18 protein-coding genes are annotated in these 19179 nt (G+C 67.0%); 4 read left to right on the plus strand and 14 right to left on the minus strand.

What is annotated here, in order from left to right; translation table 11 throughout:
* Positions 1–6: 6 nt before the first annotated feature.
* The gene (locus tag JOE67_RS09245; protein ID WP_204975303.1) at positions 7–402 is read left to right on the plus strand and encodes a hypothetical protein; all 396 of its coding nucleotides are present in this window, start codon (positions 7–9) and stop codon (positions 400–402) included.
* A gap of 118 nt (positions 403–520) precedes the next feature.
* Here the strand turns inward: JOE67_RS09245 and JOE67_RS09250 are convergent, their stop codons facing one another.
* The 4 genes from JOE67_RS09250 to JOE67_RS09265 all read right to left on the minus strand — a co-directional run bounded on the left by JOE67_RS09250 (position 521) and on the right by JOE67_RS09265 (position 3728).
* The gene (locus tag JOE67_RS09250) at positions 521–1108 is read right to left on the minus strand and encodes a hypothetical protein (protein WP_204975304.1); all 588 of its coding nucleotides are present in this window, start codon (positions 1106–1108) and stop codon (positions 521–523) included.
* The gene (locus JOE67_RS09255) at positions 1105–1824 is read right to left on the minus strand and encodes a hypothetical protein (protein WP_204975305.1); all 720 of its coding nucleotides are present in this window, start codon (positions 1822–1824) and stop codon (positions 1105–1107) included. Before JOE67_RS09255 ends, JOE67_RS09250 begins: the two co-directional genes overlap by 4 nt.
* Positions 1825–1826: 2 nt before the next feature.
* Positions 1827–2525, minus strand: coding sequence for a hypothetical protein (locus JOE67_RS09260; protein ID WP_204975306.1), 699 nt, complete (start codon positions 2523–2525; stop codon positions 1827–1829).
* A gap of 201 nt (positions 2526–2726) precedes the next feature.
* On the minus strand, positions 2727–3728 hold the full coding sequence (locus JOE67_RS09265; protein ID WP_204975307.1) for an SDR family NAD(P)-dependent oxidoreductase: 1002 nt from the start codon (positions 3726–3728) through the stop codon (positions 2727–2729).
* Between the two features lie 80 nt (positions 3729–3808).
* Between JOE67_RS09265 and JOE67_RS09270 the strand changes: the two genes are divergently transcribed.
* Positions 3809–4372: a TetR/AcrR family transcriptional regulator gene (locus JOE67_RS09270; RefSeq protein WP_338041551.1), complete on the plus strand. Its 564-nt coding sequence runs from the start codon at positions 3809–3811 to the stop codon at positions 4370–4372.
* A gap of 4 nt (positions 4373–4376) precedes the next feature.
* On the opposite strand, the gene JOE67_RS09275 is transcribed toward JOE67_RS09270, so the two are convergent.
* Positions 4377–5168: a DNA/RNA non-specific endonuclease gene (locus JOE67_RS09275; RefSeq protein WP_204975308.1), complete on the minus strand. Its 792-nt coding sequence runs from the start codon at positions 5166–5168 to the stop codon at positions 4377–4379.
* A gap of 238 nt (positions 5169–5406) precedes the next feature.
* Between JOE67_RS09275 and JOE67_RS09280 the strand changes: the two genes are divergently transcribed.
* Both JOE67_RS09280 and JOE67_RS09285 read left to right on the plus strand, forming a co-directional pair.
* Entirely contained in the window at positions 5407–9144 is a 3738-nt protein-coding gene (locus tag JOE67_RS09280) for a hypothetical protein (protein WP_204975309.1), read from the plus strand.
* 95 nt (positions 9145–9239) lie between these two features.
* Positions 9240–10175 carry a hypothetical protein gene (locus JOE67_RS09285; protein WP_204975310.1) on the plus strand — a complete coding sequence of 312 codons (936 nt, stop codon included), beginning with the start codon at positions 9240–9242 and terminating at the stop codon, positions 10173–10175.
* A 99-nt stretch (positions 10176–10274) separates the two neighbouring features.
* Here JOE67_RS09285 and JOE67_RS09290 read toward each other — a convergent pair whose 3' ends face one another.
* From JOE67_RS09290 to JOE67_RS09330, 9 genes are all read right to left on the minus strand, one after another.
* A complete protein-coding gene (locus JOE67_RS09290; RefSeq protein WP_239528062.1) occupies positions 10275–11021 on the minus strand; it encodes a GntR family transcriptional regulator in 747 nt (248 codons plus the stop codon).
* Positions 11022–11104: 83 nt separating this feature from the next.
* On the minus strand, positions 11105–11812 hold the full coding sequence (gene deoC, locus JOE67_RS09295; RefSeq protein WP_338041552.1) for a deoxyribose-phosphate aldolase: 708 nt from the start codon (positions 11810–11812) through the stop codon (positions 11105–11107).
* Between the two features lie 40 nt (positions 11813–11852).
* On the minus strand, positions 11853–12308 hold the full coding sequence (gene rbsD, locus JOE67_RS09300; RefSeq protein ID WP_204975311.1) for a D-ribose pyranase: 456 nt from the start codon (positions 12306–12308) through the stop codon (positions 11853–11855).
* A 30-nt stretch (positions 12309–12338) separates the two neighbouring features.
* Positions 12339–13868, minus strand: coding sequence for a sugar ABC transporter ATP-binding protein (locus JOE67_RS09305; protein WP_204975312.1), 1530 nt, complete (start codon positions 13866–13868; stop codon positions 12339–12341).
* On the minus strand, positions 13868–14896 hold the full coding sequence (locus tag JOE67_RS09310; protein ID WP_204975313.1) for a sugar ABC transporter substrate-binding protein: 1029 nt from the start codon (positions 14894–14896) through the stop codon (positions 13868–13870). The genes JOE67_RS09305 and JOE67_RS09310 overlap by 1 nt, the downstream gene beginning before the upstream one ends.
* Positions 14897–14979: 83 nt before the next feature.
* Positions 14980–15981 carry an ABC transporter permease gene (locus JOE67_RS09315; protein ID WP_204975314.1) on the minus strand — a complete coding sequence of 334 codons (1002 nt, stop codon included), beginning with the start codon at positions 15979–15981 and terminating at the stop codon, positions 14980–14982.
* Positions 15978–16898, minus strand: coding sequence for a ribokinase (locus JOE67_RS09320; protein WP_204975315.1), 921 nt, complete (start codon positions 16896–16898; stop codon positions 15978–15980). The genes JOE67_RS09315 and JOE67_RS09320 overlap by 4 nt, the downstream gene beginning before the upstream one ends.
* 188 nt (positions 16899–17086) lie before the next feature.
* Positions 17087–18820, minus strand: a complete 1734-nt coding sequence (locus JOE67_RS09325; protein ID WP_204975316.1) for a DNA/RNA helicase domain-containing protein — start codon at positions 18818–18820, stop codon at positions 17087–17089.
* Positions 18817–19143 (minus strand): nucleotide pyrophosphohydrolase, encoded by a 327-nt coding sequence (locus tag JOE67_RS09330; RefSeq protein ID WP_204975317.1) that lies wholly within the window; start codon positions 19141–19143, stop codon positions 18817–18819. Before JOE67_RS09330 ends, JOE67_RS09325 begins: the two co-directional genes overlap by 4 nt.
* Positions 19144–19179 lie beyond the last annotated feature (36 nt).

Below are 19179 nucleotides of genomic sequence, written 5' to 3' on the forward strand. Positions count from 1 at the left end.
CACCCTTTGACCCGGCCACCCGCGATGTTCCGCCGCCAGATCCGCATCCACGTCGACCGCGACAGCGTCGCCGCCGGCGACGACATGCGCTCGCACGCCGCCGATGTGACGGCTCGGCGCGGCTCGCGCCTGAGCGAGATCATCGACGGCGTCACGCCCGACGTGCGGGTTCCCGGCTGGTCGTGGGTGGTGATCGTCGACCGCGAGACGGCCGCGGTGTGGTCGGTCGACGGCGGCATCCGGATGCTCGTGCCCGACCGCACGGTGACTGCCGAGTCGCTGGACGTGTTCTTCCGCTACTTCATGCAGATCGACGCCGACTGGCTGCTCGCTCGTCTCGCCGAGGGCGCCCGCCCGAACCGCGACGCGCTGACCGCGGAGTGGCAGCGCTCGAGGAGTTGACGGCGTCGGACGGCGCGGGCTGAGTCCCGAGCCCCGGCGAGAGGTCGAAAAGGCACCTCCCGGGCATCCGGCAGGTGCCTTTCTGACTTCTCGGCGCCCTGCAACCTCATCGGCCGGCTCAGACGGCTCCCGCGCCTGCCAGGGCGATCACGTCGGCCCACGACCAGCCGACATCGACGTCATCGACGGGGTCGCCCGCCAGCCGGCTGAGCACCCATCCGGCGGGCACGAGGTGTAGCCCGAGCGACCGGGTTCCCTCAGCTTCGCTGCCCGCCCACACCAGGGCCACACCCAGCGAATCCGAGTACGCCCAGCAGTCGGCGCGGGTGGCACCGGCATCGCGAAGCGCGGCTCGGTACGAGCCGATGCTGTCGTCGCTGTCGGCCGACAGGTCCATCTCGCTCCACGGCCCGGCACGGTGCAGAGCGGCGCCCTGGACGTGCGAGGCGAAAGAGGTGATCTGGGCCGGCTCGGCGTAGGGGTTGTAGCCGTGGTCTGCAGCACCCCACCACGCCAGAGGGATGATCCTGGCCTGCCCGCGAACCAGCACGGGAACGTTCGTCGCCAGCCACCCGTCGCCTGCTGCGTCTGTCGCACCGGGCGGAACGGCCTGGGAGCGTACGATCAGGTCGCGTGCATCCGCAGGCAGAAGGGCGCCCTGCTCAAGAGCGCTGGTGCCGAATGCCCTGGCATCGCGGGCGTTCACAGGTCGAGACTCCGCCAGCTACCGGGCCAACGCGATTGGTCGAGCACACCGTCGCCGTTGTTCCAGCCGGTCGCGTCATGCGGGATGTCGATCACGGCTTCGGGGATGCCGCTGGGCAGGTACCCGCCGGGAATCCACTTGTCGGCGTCGGTCCCGCCCTCATTGCCGCTGGGCATGCTCAGACCCGAGAGCTCATCGGGGCCGAAGTCGCGCAACTGCACGTCGCCGCCGTCGAAGAAGTTGCTCGGCAGGCCGAGCGCGTGGGCCAGATCCTGCGGGCTGTTCACCTGGTCCATCAGCTCATTGAGCTTGTCGGTGGGGAAGACGTAGGCGGTGTTGGTGGCGTTGCCCGGCACCTGGTTGTTGCCGGGGCCCCAGTCGAGCAGGCTGTCGGTCTTGTAGATGCGGGTCGCGCCGCCCGTGAACTGGTCGAGATGCGTGGCGATGTAGTCCTCGTCGAGGTACTCCGACGGATCGGGCCGGTTGCCCTTCCCGGCGCCGACGATCTCGTTGGGCGTCGGCCCGTCCTTCTTCCACCCGTTCTGCAGCCCGTCGGGCACGACGTCCTTGTCGTCGAGGTCGGTGATCTCGACGCCGTTGCGCTTGGAGTTCGCGCCGTGCTTGCGGAACATCTCGGCGAGCTGCTTGACATGGATGGGAGTGTCGTCGAGTGCCCTCAGCAGAGGCTCGACGGCGTTCTTCAGCGGGTGTCCCATGGTCAGCCTCCCGTGATGTTCAGGCTCGACAGGTCGGCCATGAGCTGTGCTGTCAGTGTCTCGACGTCGGACGCGTGCTGCTCCATCTCGCCCTCGGCCTGCTCGAGCGCCTGCAGGTCGGCGTAGAACTCGTCGGGGTCGCCGGCGACGGCTTCGACGATGGGCGACTCGAGGGCGGCGGCGATGACCTGAGGCAGCTGCTCGGCGAGCGGTTCGATCGCCATGGGCAGGAGCTGGTTCATCAGCTGCTCGACGGCGATGTCGACCGCCGCGTTGAGCAGCTTCTTCTTGATCAGCAGCATCGGACCCGCACCCAGAGCGGTGACGGGGTTGGTGAGCATTCCGACCAGGGTGATCATCGTGGTGGTCACGTCGGCGATCACCTTGATCTTGAGGCCGAAGACCACGTCGGCGGCGATGTCGATGCCGCCGGGCACCGGGTGCAGCAGGTCGAGCAGCTTCTCGAGGTTCTGCGAGCGGTTGGTGTTCCAGGCGCTCACGTAGGCGGGGCCGGCCTGCCCGCGCATGGCCGCGACCATGTCGCCGTTGACCTTGCGATCCATCTGCTGGATCTTGCTCTCGAGGTCACCGCGGAAGTTCGAGATCATCACCCCGGCACGACGAAGTTCGTCTTCATCGATGTCGGGCCAGTCGAAGCCCAGTTTCTCCATCACCCAGATCAGTTCATCCGGCAGCATCATCCCCACGGCACAACCTCCACGCTCCAGGCTATTGGGTCGGGCGACATCCTCTCGATGGGGAGAACAACCCATGCCGTCGAAATGGCCCGAGTGCCGCTTGCTGGGCCCGGGGCCCCGCAGGCTGAGCCCCGAGCGCCGGCGAGAGGTCAAAAAGGCACCTCCCGCGCATCCGGCAGGTGCCTTTCCGACCTCTCGGCGGGCTTACTGCACCGACCACCCGCCGTCGGAGGCGAGGACGGCGCCGTTGATGTTGACGGCGTCGTCGCTCAGCAGGAAGGTGATCGATGCGGCGAGGTGCTCTGCCGTTGCGACGGTGGGGATCGCCTGCTGGAAGGGCCCGAGGCGACCCGAGCCGTACTCCGACATGTTCGGCGGCATCGGGATGCCGGTGGCGACGCCGCCCGGGGCGACGGAGTTGACCCGGATGCCCTTGGGGCCGTAGATGAACGCGGCCGACTTCGTGACGCCGATGACGCCGTGCTTGCTGGCGGTGTAGGCGTTGCCGGATGCGTTGCCGCGCAGGCCCGCCTCGCTCGAGACGTTGAGGATGGCGCCGCGCCCTGCGGCCTCCATGATCGGCAGCACCGCTCGCATGAGCTTGAACGGCGCGGTGAGGTTGATGGCGATGACGCGATCCCAGACGGCGTCGGTGGTCTCGCCTGCGGGCGAGAAGTCGTCGTTGATGCCGGCGACGTTGGCGAGGGCGTCGATGCAGTCACCGGCGGCGGCGATGACGGCGTCGATGGATGCCTGCTGGGTCAGGTCTCCGGCGACGGTGACGACATCGTGGCCGGCGAGGTCGGTCGTGAGGGCGTCGAGCTTGTCGGCCGAGATGTCGGCGGCGACGACGCGGCCGCCCTCGCGGGCGATGCGGGATGCCGTGGCGCGACCGATTCCGGATGCTGCGCCCGTGACGATCACGGTCTTGCCTGCGAAGCGGCCGGGGGTGATGCTCTCTGTCCAGCCGGCGCTCTCGTCGTCAGCGGGAATCTCGCCGCCGTTCACTGCGCGGACGAGGTCGTCGACGACGGACTGCGGCATCGCGCCCTGGCTCATGACGATGAGCTGCTGCAGCGGCAGGCCGAGCACGGGGGTGAGCTGCGCGGCGTCGGCACCCGATTGCGCGAGCAGGCCCCGGATGAGGTCGCCGCCGATCGGATCGTTCAGCCACTCGCCAATGGTGGAGTGTGCGGTCAGGGCCATGGTCTCTCCTTGCTCGTGCGTGCTGTTCGAGTTTCGCAACGCTGCGTCTACTAATGGTATCCCTTCGGTACGCTTCTCGGGTGGCCAGACCCCGAAGTGAACATGCCCGCCAGGCGGTGCTGGCGTCTATGCGTGCTGCTCTGTCGGGTTCCGGGTACGCCGCGGTGACGATCGAGGGGCTCGCTCTCGAGGCGGGCGTCGCCAAGCAGACGATCTACCGGTGGTGGCCGTCGAAGGCGGCGATCCTCGGCGAGGCGCTGCTCGAAGGATCGCTGCCCGCCGTCGAACTTCCCGTGACCGACGACCTCCGTGCCGACCTGCGCTCGGTGCTCTCATCGCACGGAGACGAGGCCGTCGCACTGGCGCGCGCCCTCATCGCCGTCACGGCGACCGACCCCGAGCTGGGCCAGAAGCTGAACGCGCGCCTGGCGGCCCCGCTGCGGGAGTGGACTGCGGCGAGGTTGGCCGCGGCCGTGCAGGCGGGCGAGGTGCGAGCCGACGTCGATGCCGCCGTCGTGGCGGATCAGCTGATCGCCCTTGGGTCGTACGCGGCTCTCGTCGGTGGACCGATGGAGGCCCAGCGGGTGGATGCCGTGGTCGACGTCATCGTCCGGGGGATCGGACGCGGCGACTCGACGCTCTGAGCATTCAGCCCGACCGGCTGAGCACGACGTCGGCTGGCGTCTGCAGCATCCGCCACCCCTCATCGCGCGCGGCGGGAGTCGAGAGCACGTCTGCGTCGGACAGGACGTCGAGGTCGACGCCGGTCATCGCGGCGATGTCGGCGACCGGCACCTGGAACGTGCGGAACGCGCCGAGCGGCGGCGCGGCGAGCAGCCCGTCGCGGGTGTCGACGAGCTCACGCTGGTCGAGCACGAAACCGGCCGTGTCCAGGCCGCTCCGGCCGACCCAGGCGGCGATCTTCCAGAACCGCAGCGGGATCCGGATGCCGCGGTACGGCGGGTCATCGTCACCGAGCACCGGCGCCGTGAAGACCGAGATGCGCTGATCGGTCGTCTCGGCATAGCCGAGCACGTGGTCCTCAAGGCCCAGCCACAGCTCCTTCGACTGATTGAACCCGGCCGCCTGCGGGGCGGAGTTGGGGTAGAAGAAGGTGGCCGTCATCGCATCCGCCGCGTTCTCGCCCCAGCCGGGATCGCGGCGCCGCACGAGGTGCCCACGGTCGAGGTCGTTGCGGGCGTACACCTCAGGGCCGGTCTGGGCGCTCTCCGGTACGCGCGGATCCAGCCGCCAGTCACCCGATCGCGGCAGGTCGCGCAGCAGCGCGCCGTCGATGTTCACGGCGGTCACGGTGGCGAGCCGGCGCTCGGCAGCGAGCAGCACCGAGAAGTGCGGGTAGGTCAGCTCGTGCGCCTCGAGGGCGGATGCCGGAAGCGGCACCCTCACCGTGAGGAAGTCGGGATCGTATCCGTCGGCCATGGGGCCATGATGACGCATGCGTCGGACACCGTGCAGGTGCCGGCGGACGCATCCGTCGCCGGGTCTCGCGACGGGCGGGAAGACCTGGTTGTCGCACCACGCAACCGCTCTGAAGTGGCTCTGTTGCGGGCCCCCGAGCGGGAGTACGATCCGGCGGTGTGAGGAGTGTTCGTCTGGGGCTCCTCACATCATCTCGATCGTCAGCGTGCGCCCCGCGGGACGCGGATCGGAGACAGCCATGTCTGTCCACTTTGCAGACCTCGTCCGCGAGTCGAGCCGCGAACTCAGCCTTCGCGAGCTGCTCGAGCAGCCGGTCACCGAGCTGATAGGCGTGAGCTCCGCGGCAGCATCCGCCCTGTCATCTCTGACGATCGAGTCGATCTTCGATCTCGGCACCTCGTCGGTGTTCGCCCGCGCCTCGGCCGCGCTCGCGGCGGCCGACTCCGACGTGCAGCTCGTGCCGCAGGACATCCTCGGCACGTCGGGAGCCGGCGTGCCGCCCGAGGATGTGCCTGGCCTGCCTATCGGACGGATGCACGGGGTGTCGCAGGCCGTCGCGTCGGCCCTCACCGCCGCGCTGTCGGTCAGCAGCATCCGCGAACTCGCGCTGTGGCCGCCGCGCCGTGTCGCGCACGAAATGGTCGGGGTCGCGCTCGGCACCGACCTCGGCGACACCGAAGAGCGAGCCGCCGAAGACCTTCGGCCGGCCTTCGGGGAGTACCCGACCGAGCGCGTCTACTACGACACGCTCTTCATGCTCGGAACGGATGCCGGGCAGGCGCAGCAGCCGCTCTCCGCGCCGCTCTCGCTCGCGAAGCTCGCCGGCGGCGCGCTCGCCTTCGGGGCGCCGGCGATCGGGGCGATCGCGACGTACGCGCAGTCGTGGTTCGCGCAGGGGCTCACTCTCGGGCACATGGTGCACTCGCTCGCGCTCGCTCCAGGAGAGGCGACCAGGCTCGCGGTCATCGACTGGACGCGCAAGACCACGACGACGGCGAGCGAGTCGGTCGACGAGGGCGAGCGCCTCACGAACGCGACCAACCATGTGCGGGCGATCAGCGAAGTGCAGAACGCGGTGGCCGAAGAGATGCAGGAGGGCGGCTCGATCGCCACCGGATGGTCGACGTCATCGAGCAAATCGAAAGGCTTCGCGGCCAGCTACGGCGGAGGCATCGCGGGCATGGCCGGCTCGATCGGCGGCGCGCTCGGCTTCGGAGGCGGCGGCTCGTACACGAGCCAGTCATCCGAGACGCAGTCTGAGGCGACGAGCGCATCGTGGTCGGTGGGGTCGCGCTCGGTCCTCGCCGAGATGAACCAGCGGGTGAACGACCGCACCGAGCAATTCGCGACCTCGGTGCGCAACCGCAGGGCGACCGCCGTGCGAGAGGTCTCGCAGTCGGAGCACGAGCAGGTCAGCACCCGGATCGTCGCGAACTACAACCACATGCATGCGCTCACCGTGCAGTACTACGAGGTCGTGCAGATCTACCGCGTCACCGTGCAGCTGAACAGGTTCGACCGCGCGCTGTTCCTGCCGTTCGAGCTGCTCGACTTCAGCACGGCATCCGGTGCTGATCTCGTCGCGCGCTTCCGGGGAGAACTGCTCTCGGGCGCGCTCACACCGCGCGCGGCCGATCTGCTGATCGACGACCGCGGACGCATCGAGGTGCACAGCGCCGTGCGGGTGCCGAGGCCGATCACGGTGGCCGACGTCGCGGTGGCTCCGGTGTCTGTGGGAGCCAGGGTGGCGATGCGCAGACCGGGCGGCGAGACTCCGCTTCCCGAGGAACCACCGGAAGATCCGCCCGAGGTGCCGCCGGTCGGTGACCCGGTCCGGCCGCCGCGCACGGTGACCCGGTTCACGGTCGTGCGCCCAGGGCCGATCGCGGAGGTCGTCCCCGGTGACGCGCGCATCACCTCGATCGCGTTCGACGATGTCGTCGTCGATCGCGTTCGGCTCGACCAGCCGGGGGTGGCGGCCGAGGCGAGCACCTTCCTGGTGGCCGCGGGCACCGGGCAGGTGGACTTCCCGCAGGGCATCGCCGCGCGAGGCATCGACGCGATCCACGTGGCCCGCGATTCGGCCGCTGCGGCTGAGGGGTCGATGGTCATCCGGTACGAGTCCGAGGGCCAGCAGTCGTTCGCCGTCGTGCCGATCGCCGTGCTCGCGACCAGCGCCATGCAGAAGGTCTGCTTCCTGCACGGGGATGCTGTGGGGCGCCGCGCCGAGCTGCTCGCCCATCTGCAGGCGAACCGCAGCCACTACACCCGCGTTGTGCTGGGGCGTCTGGATGCAGCATCCCTCGCCCTGCTGCTCGCCGATGTGTCGTGGCAGGGGAAGCCGCTCGCCGATCAGGTCGAGCCGAATCCGATCGCGGTGTCGGGCAACTACCTGGTGCTGCGCGCACCGGCCGAAGACGGCGACGCCAGCGGACTCGCGCAGTTCGCGACGTGGGGTGAGCTGCTGCGCGACCGCAGGATCGACTTCGGCACCCAGTCGACCCGGCTCGTGCCCATCCCCACCGCGGGCGTCTTCGCCGAGGCGGTGCTGGGCCGTTCGAACTCTGCCGAGAAGCTGGACATCACCCGGTTCTGGAACTGGCAGGATTCGCCGATTCCGCTGCAGCCGCCCGAGATCTCCCCGGTCGCGACCGGGTCGCGCGGAACGACCGACGACCTGAAGCCCGGGCAGCTGGGCGCACCGGTGCTGGGCATCTCGGCACCGACGGTGCTGCCCGAGCCGGCCGGGCTCTCGGCGGCGCTGAGCGCACTGGCGAACGGAAGTATGTTCCGCGACATGGCCGGCCTCGTCGGCACGCAGGACGTCGCGAAGGATGCATCCGCCGGCACCCTCAACGCCGCCACCGAGGCGGGGCGCATCGCGAGCACGAACTTCCAGACCGCCACCACTCAGGCCACCGAGATGGGCAAGGCCGCCGCGAACATGTTCACGGCGATCAAGTCGGGTGAGGCCGCCAAGGGACGCGAGGCGGGCATCTCGGGCGACGGCGCCCGGATCAACCACGGCCGCGACATGGACGAGCGCGGGGTGACGGCGGGTGGCTCTGGTGTCTCGCCGGGCGCAGGTGGTTCGCTGCTCGACGCGGTCGGCGGGTCCTCCGCCGACCCCTCCGCTGAGACAGGGACGTTCGACACGGCATCCGGCGGCTCGGGCGGAACCGATTTCATGCCGGGGCCGACGGGCTTCCCCCGCGAGCTCGGATTCGCCGATGACGCCTCGTCGGTCTCGCCCGACCGGCTGGGCGCTGCCGCCCGCCAATTGGGTGTGCCGATGATACTGGCCGACTTCACGACTCGCGGATCGAGCACGTCGATCCGCTCGTCGAAGACCCTGCTGCTGAAGACCCTGCGGACAGACGCTCTGAACGCCGGGATCGCGCTGCGTGGCGTGACTCTGCGTGACCTGGCGACGCATCCGAACGGCAAGGCCTATGCGGCCGTGGAGTTCGGCGCGTGGACCGACGACGCGAAGAACATCTACGTGAATCTTTCGGCTCTGCAGAAGATGATCGCCGATGCGGTGGCGAACGGCGTGCTGCTCGCCGATGCCGAGGACTTCGTGCGAGGCGTGGGAGTGCTCACGCTGCGGCACGAGGTGCAGCACACCGTGCAGTTCACGACGCTCGCGTCGCGGGCGCCGACGTTCGCCGAGATGATCACGGCCGAGGCGTCCGCGTACAAGGGCGATGTCACCTGGCTGGGCACGCCGGCCAGCAAGAATCTGCTGACGAACACGTATGGCTGGGATGCCGCGACGCTCGCCGACGCGACCACCTCGAGCGCCACGCGTCAGGCCGTATTCGATGCGTTTGCGGCCGACGCCTCGTTGAACGACGAAGCGAAGCGTCGCGATGCGCTCAAGGCCGGTGCGAACGGAGAGGCCTTCCTGCCCGACGAGATCCTGGTGGGAGGCAAGAAGAAGAAGGACTACGTGGCGCGGCAGATGTACCGCTGAGCCGCGGGCTTCGTCCCTCGGGTGGCGCGGCCGGCGTCAGTAGACACGCGTAGATCCGTGTCGGTCGTCGTGCGCGTGGATGATTGACTGCCCTCATGCATTCCGACACCGAAGTCGATACCGCTGCGGCGCCGAGACCAGCCTGGATCTCTCTGGTCGTCGGCGTCGTGGCATCCGTCGTTCTGCTCTTCCCGTCGTGGGTGGGAGGCGGCCGGCTGCCGCTGCAGAACCTGTGGCACGAGCAGACGATGCCGGAGGACATGCCGTTCTCGCTGCTGCCGCTGAGTCAGTATTACGCGCTGAGCATCTTCGTGATGCTGCTGCTCGGCGGTGTGGTCGCCGGTCTTGTGGTGCGGACGCTGAGGGCGCGCGCCTGGCCGGCGGCGCTCGGCGTGCTGCTCGTGCACCTGATCGTGACCGTGCAGAGCTTCGCGGTGCTGGCGAACGGTCTGGGCATCGCCGACGGCTCGGCCGGTCCGCGCGAGATGCTCTATTTCGGAGGGATGCTCGGGGGCGTGCTGATCGGGACGCTGCTGGCGCAGGTCGGATGCTGGATGGCATCGCGCCCTGCCGTGCCGCTGCCCGCGCTCGCCGTCGCGCTCGCCGCGGTGCCGGTGCGCAGCTGGATCGGCTTTGTGATCGCGTCGTTCAACCCCATCACCGGTTACCCGCAGGAGGTCGGCATGGTGCTGCGGTGGGTGCCCGCGGTGATCGTCGCGGCTGCGTTGATCTGGTGCGGTGTGCGTCCGCTGTCGCGGCTGGTCGTGTGGGTAATGGGGCTGCTGACGCTGTGGGTGCTGCCCGCGGTGTTCACGGCTCTGAGCTACGCGCTCGGGATGCGGGTGCTCGACGGTGACGTGGGGGAGATGGCGCAGGCAGCGGCGCAGGTGTTCCCGATGGCGCTCGGGGTGGAGGTGCTGCCGGTGGTGGTCGCGGCGGTGGGTGCGGGGGTCGGGACCGTGGTCAGAGCCGCGAGTGCGCGCCGAGTAGCTGCGTTCTCAGCTGAAGACCGGGCAGACGCCGTTCGTTAGCACGCGCACCCCGTCGGCTGGGCTTGGGCGACTTCGTATTGCTGCGCACCGGAGCTCACCGTGAATGCCGATGATGTCGACGACCTCAGGGCCCTGGCGTCACCGGCGTGAGAGGAGAGACGTGACCTTCAGACGGCCGCTATGAATCCACACATCTGAGTATTCGATCGGTCGACCATCGACGAGATACGTGACCTGCTGCATGTACTGAACAGGTTGACCGGGAGAGATCCGGAGTGCAGCGGCGATCTCGTCATCTGCTGCTTCCGCGCTGAACGTCCGTCGAGCAGTCCCGATCTTGAGTCCGTATCGGCCTTCGAGGGTGCCGAATAAGCTCTCCTCCGCAAAATCCGTGTCGATGATGCCGGGCGTGAGATCCAACCGAACGTAGTTCGTGAGCATCGTGACCGGCTCGCCGGCAGTTGACCGCAACCGTGACAGTCGGAGCACCTCGCCCCCGACTGGCACATCTAGAAGCGCGGCGACCGGACGCGGCGGGCCGATCGCCTCTTTGGCTCGGACTTCGGTGTCAAAGACCACACCCTGATTCGCGAAGTCCTCCGACAGCGTGCTGAGTCGCTGCGCGATAGACGGTTCGAAGGTCATGGAGGTGACGAATGTCCCGCGTCCGCGGACCTGACGCAGAAGGCCTTCCTCGATCAGCGTGGTGAGTGCACGCCTGAGCGTGCCGCGGCTGACGCCCAGTTCGGCGGCGAGGTCCGGCTCGCTCTTGAGACGGTAATGGGCGGGCCAGTCTCCGGTCGCGATGCGGTTGCGGATGTGCTCGGAGATCTGAGCGTGTATAGCTATGGGCGCGTCGCGGTCGATCGCGTGCTGGTCACTCATATGTCTTGTCCCCCCTCCTATCGTCCCTCACCGACACGGGTTGATGTGCGACCTGACGCCACACACCAACTCGTGTCGACCGGTCAGTAGCTGACCGTGGAATCGTCTCCTGTGTCGTTGATGATCTCGATACCGGCGCTGGTTCCCAAGAGCACCGCTCCGGCTTTCAGCAGCGAGACCGCCTGAGGGTAGGTCTTGATCGAACCCGATGCTTTGACCTGAACGCCAGCGTGGGCGCGGTCGACGAGGTATCGGATGCTATCCGGGTTGGCGGTTTCGATGGCGCCGCTGGACGCGTTCTTCAGATACGCCGCGCCCGCCTCCTGCGCGAGGTCCACGGCCGCTTCCTTCTCTGCGTCGGTCAGCCGTGGCAGCTCGAGCATGACCTTCACAGGGAGGCCGCTCGCGCGGACCACTCCGGCGATGTCTTCCCGGAACTCGTCGTACATGCCGCTCTTCAGCCATCCGACCTGCACGCCGATGTCGAGTTGCGTGGCGCCCAGGCGCGCGATCTCCGCGGCCTCCGCTGCCTTGCCTGCACTGGTCATCACGCCCACGGTGGGGAAGTCCAGCGCGGATGCGATTCCGATGCCGGTGCCCTTCAGCTCGCCGGCGACCAGCGGCACCCACGATGCGGGCACCATGGCGGCGTTGAATCCGTATTCGACGGTTTCACGGATGTGGGCGAGCATCTCATCACGGGTGGTGCCGAGCTCGATCAGCGTGTGCTGGATGAAGGGGGCCAGCTCGGCCGGCTTCAGTGTGGTCGGATCAATGGTGATATCGGTCACTGGGGTTCTCTTTCTATGAGGTGGTCGGTGAGCGTCGCGCTCAGAGCTTGTCGGCGTAGTAGTCGGGAGCAACGACGCCGTCCCCGCCGAACCACTTGGGGACGTCGACGCCGCAGAACAAGCCGATGTTGCCCCAAGGCTCAAAAGCGCCGGTGCGGACGATGACTTTCGCCTGCTTCGCGAGGGCTCCGAGCACGTCGGCGTGAGTGCGAGTGCTGAACTCGGCGTCCGGGAACCGCTGGATCAGCCACTCGTCCAAGCGCGGGTTGTTGCTCGTGACGTCTTCCGCGCGCACCACTCCTTCAATAACGACCTCGTCTGCGATGAGCCCGATGACGGTGCGCAGATCGGGAAGGTTCTCGGCGACCGCGAGGTCCACGCGCTGAGCGTCTCGCGGGATCGGGAACCCCGCGTCCACGACGAGTATCAGGTCAGTGTGACCGAGGGTGGCAAGCGCTCCGCTGAGCTGAGCGTTCAGGATGCCGTGGCGCTTCATAGTCTTTTCTCCTTCGGGTGGCGGATCTGGTCAGGCTGCGGAGCCGGCGCCCGTCGCAGCGGTCATGATGGACTCCTCCGTGGCGTCGACGGACTGCACGACGTCGACGACGCGCCCTTCGGCCATCACGACGATGCGGTCGGTGACGGTGAGCAATTCGGGGAGATCGGAGGAGGAGCAGAGGATCGCGACACCGCGGTCAGCTAGCGCGAACAGCTGCTCGTAGATCTCGGCTTTCGCGCCCACGTCGACTCCGCGGGTCGGCTCGTCGAGAATCAGCACACCCGGATCGATGGCGATCCACCGAGCGAGCATCGCCTTCTGCTGGTTGCCGCCGGAGAGGTTCGTGATGGGCTGACTCATGGTCGCGGTCTTCACGCGAAGAGCATCCGCGAGCGAGCGGGCGTTCTTCTCGAACGCCCGCCGACGTACCAGGCCAATTCTCGTGAGTGCTTTGACTCCGAGCACGCCGATGTTCTCCGCGACGCTCATGGTGGTCAGCAGCCCTTGCGCGCGTCGCTCGCCGGGCACGAAGCCCAGTCGGCGGTCAACGCTGGCGATCGGATTTCGCTGCTCGTACGATTCGCCGAGCAGTTCGACGGCACCGCCGCCGCTCTTGTCGCCGCCGAAGATGTTGTGCAGCATCTCGACGCGGCCGCTGTCGGGAAGTCCTGCCACCCCGACGATCTCGCCTGGGTGGACTTCGAGGTCCACTCCCGAATGGCGCTTTCCAGAGAGGCCGCGGACCACGAGCGCAGGGCTTGTGGAGAGCGGCTCTGCACTCGCCGTTCCCCGCTGCTCGGCGCGAGAAGCGAACTGCCCGAGCTCACGACCGACCATCGCCGCGACTGCCTGGTCAGGCGTGACATCGTCGCGGCGCCAGGACGCTACGTGACGCCCATCGCGCAGAACTTCGATGCGGTCTGCGAGGTGGAATACTTCCGGCATCCGGTGCGAGACGTAGACCATCGTCGTCCCGCCCTCCCTGAGGGTGTTCATCAGCGTGAACAGCCGATCTGATTCCGCGGGTGTGAGCATGGCGGTGGGTTCGTCGAGGATGAGAACACGGCAGTCCCGCGCGATGGACCGTGCGACGACAACAAGCTGCTGGGTGGCGAGATCGAGCTCGCGCACCGCCATGTTCGGGTCGATGTGCAAGTCGAGCTCGGCCAGCAGATCCACCGCGCGTGACAGCATGTGACGCCGTGACGGGAACATCCTGTTGCCGGGCTCAATGCCCGCGAGGATGTTCTCGGCGACAGAGCGGTCGGGCAGAAGTGAGAGTTCCTGCGGCACGATTGCGATCCCGTGCTGGGAGAGCATGGCGGTGGGTTCGAAGGAGGTGACGGCCTCTCCGAAGACAGTGACGCTTCCTCCACTCGGCGGCTGCAGGCCGGCGAGAATCTTCAGGAGCGTGGATTTGCCCGCACCGTTCTCTCCGAGCAGCGCAGTCACCTCGCCCGCGGTGATGTCGAAGCTCACGTCCTGTAGAGCACTGACCGGACCGAAGTTGCGGCTGAGGTGCTCGATGCGGACGGCGAGCGGAGGAAGCGTGCTCATCAGCCTTCCACCGTTGCTTCGTCGAGGTTGTCCGAGGTGATGAACTGCGCGCCGGTGTCGACGCCGGCGATCTCAGTGCCCTCAGCGAGGAAGTCGTGGAGCACCTTCACAGCCTGGTAGCCCTGCTCCTCGGGGTTCTGACTGATGGTGAAGGAAACCACGCCGTTGCGAACGAAATCGGCGGTCTGCGGGAGTAGGTCGAATCCGACCATCGCGATCTTTCCGGTGTTGCCGGTCTGCTGAACCCACGTTGCGGCGGCCGTCGTGCTGCAGCAGTCGAGCCCGGCGATGGCGACTACGTCGGACTGGCCGGACATCGTCGACTCGACGGTGTTGTATGCGGCGTTCGGCTCGTTGCCGACGTTCACGGGGCCGACGATCTCGAGACCGGAGCCTTCGAGGCCCTTCTCGAAACCACCGAACCGGTCGTTCGACCATCCCGCGCCGGTGTCAAGGGAGAAGACGACCACCTTGCCCGTCGCGCCTTCCCCGAGCACGGAGCGCAGTTCTGTCGCCTCGGCCTCCCCTGAACCCGCGAGATCCTGCCCGACGAAGCCCATCTGCTTCGAATCCGGGTTGTCGGTGTTGAAGGAGATGATAGGAATACCCGCGTCATAGGCCTGGGCGATGACGGGCTTGAGCGCGTCACTGGACGAGCTCGACACGGCCAGTGCGTCGACGGATTGCTGTTGGATGAGCGTCTGCAGCTCAGAAACCTGCCGAGCCGCGTCGCCTCCGGTCGGGCCGATGAGCTGCACGTCGGCACCGAACTCCTCGCCGGCACGCTCCATACCTGCCGAGATGGGTGTCGCAAACGCCAGCGAGGGGTCGTGGTAGCTGAGCTTGATGCGCAGCGGCTCGCCCTCGTCGACGCGCTTCTGGATGTAGTCGGCGAGCTGGAACCCGCCGCCCTTGGCCGGTTCGGAGTCGCCGGTGGTGATGGCGCCGCAGCCGCTGAGAGCGAGCGCGGCGGAAGCAACGAGCGCGCCAGTGGCGATGAGTCGCTTCGCGATGAGTGAGATGGACATCGATACTCCTTCGTGTGTGTCCGTGAGTGCATGTGTCGAGTGGCGCTGAGGGGCGCCAAGGTCCGCGTGGTCCACGCGAAGATTCAGGCCTTGGTCTTGCGACGTCTCTGCCAGGTGTCGGCGGCGACGGCGGCGACGATGACAAGACCGGTGACGACGGTCTGCCAGAACGAAGAGATCCCGTTGATGTTGAGGATGTTCTGCAGCAGACCGATGAAGGTCACGCCGATGACGGTGCCCCACATCGTGCCTGAGCCGCCGAACAGTGCCGCACCGCCGATGATCACGGCGGAGATCACGGTCAGCTCCAGCCCGGTGCCGGTGACACCCTGCACATAGGACAGGAATGACAGTCCGAGGACACCGGAGATCCCTGCGGTCAGTCCCGACAGAACGAACGCCGTGAGTTTGACGCTCTTCACGTTGATGCCGACCAGTCGTGCCGCCTCCTGATTGCCGCCGACCGCATAGGTGTTGAAGCCGAGGCGCGAACGCGACAGCAGGATGATGCCGATGGCGGCGATGACCGCGAAGATGATCAGCTGCATCGGCACGACGCCGAAAAGCCGTCCCTGCCCGATGAGCGTGAACTCCGCTACGCCGGGCTGATTGCTGGAGAGCGAGATGGGGGCGCCATCTGAGATCAGCAGGGTGAGACCGCGGAAGACACTGAGGCTTCCGAGCGTGACGATGAAACTCGGAACTCCGAGAAGAACGACGGCGAGTCCGTTGAGCAGGCCAGCGACCACCGCCACGGCGAGCCCGATGAAGATGGCGAGGGGCCAGGCGATCCCGGCGGTGATAGCCATTCCCGTCGTGATCGCGGACAACGCATAGATGGACCCCACCGAGAGATCGATCTCGCCGTTGATGATCACGAAGGTGGCGCCGATGGCCATGATGCCGATCTGCGAGATCTGCTGACCGACTGACAGCAGGTTTCCACTCTGAGCGAAGTTCGGCTGCAGTACAGCGCCGAGGATGAAGAGCAGCACGAGTGCGGCGAAGACCCCAGCTTCGCGGGCGTGAAGAAGCTTGCGCGGATTGAACTGGGCGGACCTCGTTGCGACGACGGTGGCACTCATGAACGGGTTCCAATCGTGATGCTCGGGAGCTGGGCGCGGGTAGGAAGGGCCGGAATCACGCCGGCGATGGAGACGGCGTGCGCCCCGGCGTGCGCCGCGAAGCGGGCCGCCGAAGACAGGTCAGATCCTTCCGAGAGCGCAACGGCAAGCGCCGCTGTGAACGAATCGCCGGCTCCGGTGGTGTCCACGACGTGCTCGACGGGAAGGGGCTCGATCTCTTCGATGCCGTCCGCGCTGCACAGCAGCGCGCCTTGACCGCCGCGGGTGAGGATCACTGCGCCGCCGGTGCGATGGCGCAGCAGTGTGGCGAGCTCAGCATCACTCAGGGCGTGATCCGGGCTGAGGCCGAGCAAGATAGGTGCCTCACTCTGGTTGGGTGTGATGACGTCGATCTGCGACCAGACCTCATCAGGCAGCGCCCTGGCCGGTGCGGGGTTGAGGAGGGTGCGGGTTCCGTGGGTGCGGCCCAACCGGAGCGCTTCAACGACCGCCTCTTCCGGGATCTCCATCGACACCACCAGCACGTCTGCCGCTGCGATGTTCTCGGCGAACGCTTGTACGTCCTGGGCCCCGAGCTCGTCCGACGCACCCGGCGCGATGCTGATGCGATTCTCGCCATCGGGCTCGACGAGAATGAAGCCGACCATGGTTGGCCGCTCCCCGATGATCACGTGTGATGCGTCGACCCGTTCCTGCATCCACAGTCTGCGGGCAGCTGCCCCGAACGCGTCGTCGCCGACCGCTGTGAGCAGAGAAACGTCGGCGCCGAGCCGGGCGGCGCCGATCGCTTGGTTCGAGCCCTTGCCACCGGGGCCTTCGGCGTACTCCCCGCCAGTAAGTGTTTCGCCGGGGCCGGGGGCCTTCGGTACGCGCATTGTGAGGCCGGCGCCGTAGCTGCCGACGACTGCGATCTTCATCGCTGTCGACTCCCTTGTCTATGAACAACCCTGTACATGACGACACTACGACGATGGCTTGGGGTTTGTCAACGCTGCCGGGTCAGGGGCTGACGAGACAGGCCCGGGACTCTCGAGCGCTGGGTCGCTGGAAACATGCCTGCGCCCCGACCTCGCGGATAGGCCGGGGCGCAGCGTGTACGTGTGGATCAGAGAACGGGGCGCGCTCCTCGGAGCAAGCGGCACAGATCCTCGTCGCACACATACACGTACGTCCCGAGCATTCCCCGCGTGAGCAGCACGCCGTAGATGTTCCGGATGAACACGAGCAGGTCGTCATCGCCGAACGCATCCTTCAGATGCCCGGTGTTCTCCTTGCCCTTCTTGTCGCGGTACGCCTCGCGATCAGCGACGATCACCCCAGACGGAGAGAGACGCAGGTCGGGCCCGATGATCACGCCGGCGTAGTTCAGGTCGTACCCCTGCACGGTATGGATCGAGCCGACTTCGTCCAGCGACCCGGGTGCGTTGATCCAGTCCCTATCGGTGCTGTTCCAGCGCATCCGCTCGCCGTCGATCTCGATGTCGAACGCCGACGGATCGCGGCGCGACACCCAGTCCCATGCGTACCCGGCGACGAGGCGTGACAGCCCGACTTCGCGGTCGCGAGCTCGTATCTCGCGACGCATCTCACCGAGATCGTCGAAGAAGCGCAGGTCGTAGTCGCCAAGATCGGGGCGCTCGGGATGCTCGCCACGAAGAAGCGCACGGATGTATTCGACGTAGTCCGCACCGGCGCGCACCCGCATCTGAGTGGTCAGCCGGAAGTGGCGGTGCGAGTCCTTGGCATTGCGAAGCTCCTGCTCAAGAGTCGCCGGTGCGAGGTCGTGCGGACGAACGCTCTGCGCCCCATCGACGAGCAGCAACTGGTGGCGGCTGCGCTCCTTGATCCAGTCGAGCTGGGTGCGCGTCGGATCGTCCCAGCCGAACAGCTGCTTGTTGATCTCGCGGAACTTCTTGTTCTGCATACCCGACGCCTGATTCGCACGCTGATTCAGCCGGTGGGTTTCATCGACCAGGATCAGGTCGAACATGGCATCCGACTCTCCGATCTGAAACGGCGTGAGAACCATCGCCGAATCGAGCTTCGGCGTCTTCTTGAACACCTGCCGTACCGACTGGCGCAGCGACTGCTGCGGAATCACGAGCGCCATCTTCAGATCGCGCAGCAGCTCTCGATTCTCGGGAGTGAAGAACTCCGCGAACATCGAGTCGGGTTGGATGTCATCGTGGTCCTGGTAGTCGCGGATATCGGCGAGCAGCTTCATGAGGAAGATCGCGATGATCGTCTTGCCGGTGCCGGGGTCGCCTTGCACGACGAGTGTTGACCGGACACCCTGATGCTGCAGATCGGCCAGCAGGCCTTCGACGATGTCTTCGATCGCAATGGCCTGGTCGTCGGTGAGCGCCTTGAACGGCGAGAGCTTGAACAGGTCGCTGTTCTCGATTTGCGGAATGCTGCGGCTGAACAGCCCTTCGGCGCGCAGGGCCTCGAAGACGTCGCGGAACGACTCGCGGTAGATCTCGCGGTCGTAGTAGCGCGCATCGCTGAGTCCGTCGTTGCCGTTCAGGATGCTGTACTGACCGTCACCATGGAACCAGCGGATCAGATGCGATTCGAGGTCGAGGCAAACGGACTTGTTGAAGCGCTCGCCTATGACGACGCGGATCGAATCGAGGCCTTCGTCCTTCTTGGAGCTGGCGAGGTGCTGCCGCATCCGAGATGCCGCATTCACCGTTTCGCCGACGTACAGCTTCTTGCTTCGCCCGGAGCTGTCGAGCACGTACACCACAGGCCAGTCGGTGTGCTGCGTATCGCTGCGTCCCCACGCGTCGACGTGCTGCCGATCGAAGAGCAGACGCTCGATGCTGAACTCGGTCACGGATGCAGATCCGTGTACTTGGTGATGCGGCCCTTCGACAGTTCGACCGGGTACTTCGCGCGCGTCTTCTCCAGCTTGCTCATCACGATCTCATCGATGTCGACCCCGAGCCGCGCCGCCATCTGGAAGCAGTAGGTGAGCACGTCAGCGAGCTCTTCTTCTACGCGCGCCTGATCGGGCGTCTGGCCCCACTGGAATAGCTCGAGCAGCTCAGCCGCTTCGATCGAGATCGACTTCGCAAGATTCTCGGGGGAGTGGAACTGATCCCAATCGCGCTCGATGGCGAAGTCGCGGAGGGCCTGCAGCGTTGCGGGGGACGGCATGGGGAGAACGTAGCAGGCGAGTGCTCACGCAGAGGC

Source organism: Microbacterium esteraromaticum, assembly GCF_016907315.1.
In the GTDB taxonomy this organism is placed as follows: Bacteria; Actinomycetota; Actinomycetes; order Actinomycetales; family Microbacteriaceae; genus Microbacterium; species Microbacterium esteraromaticum.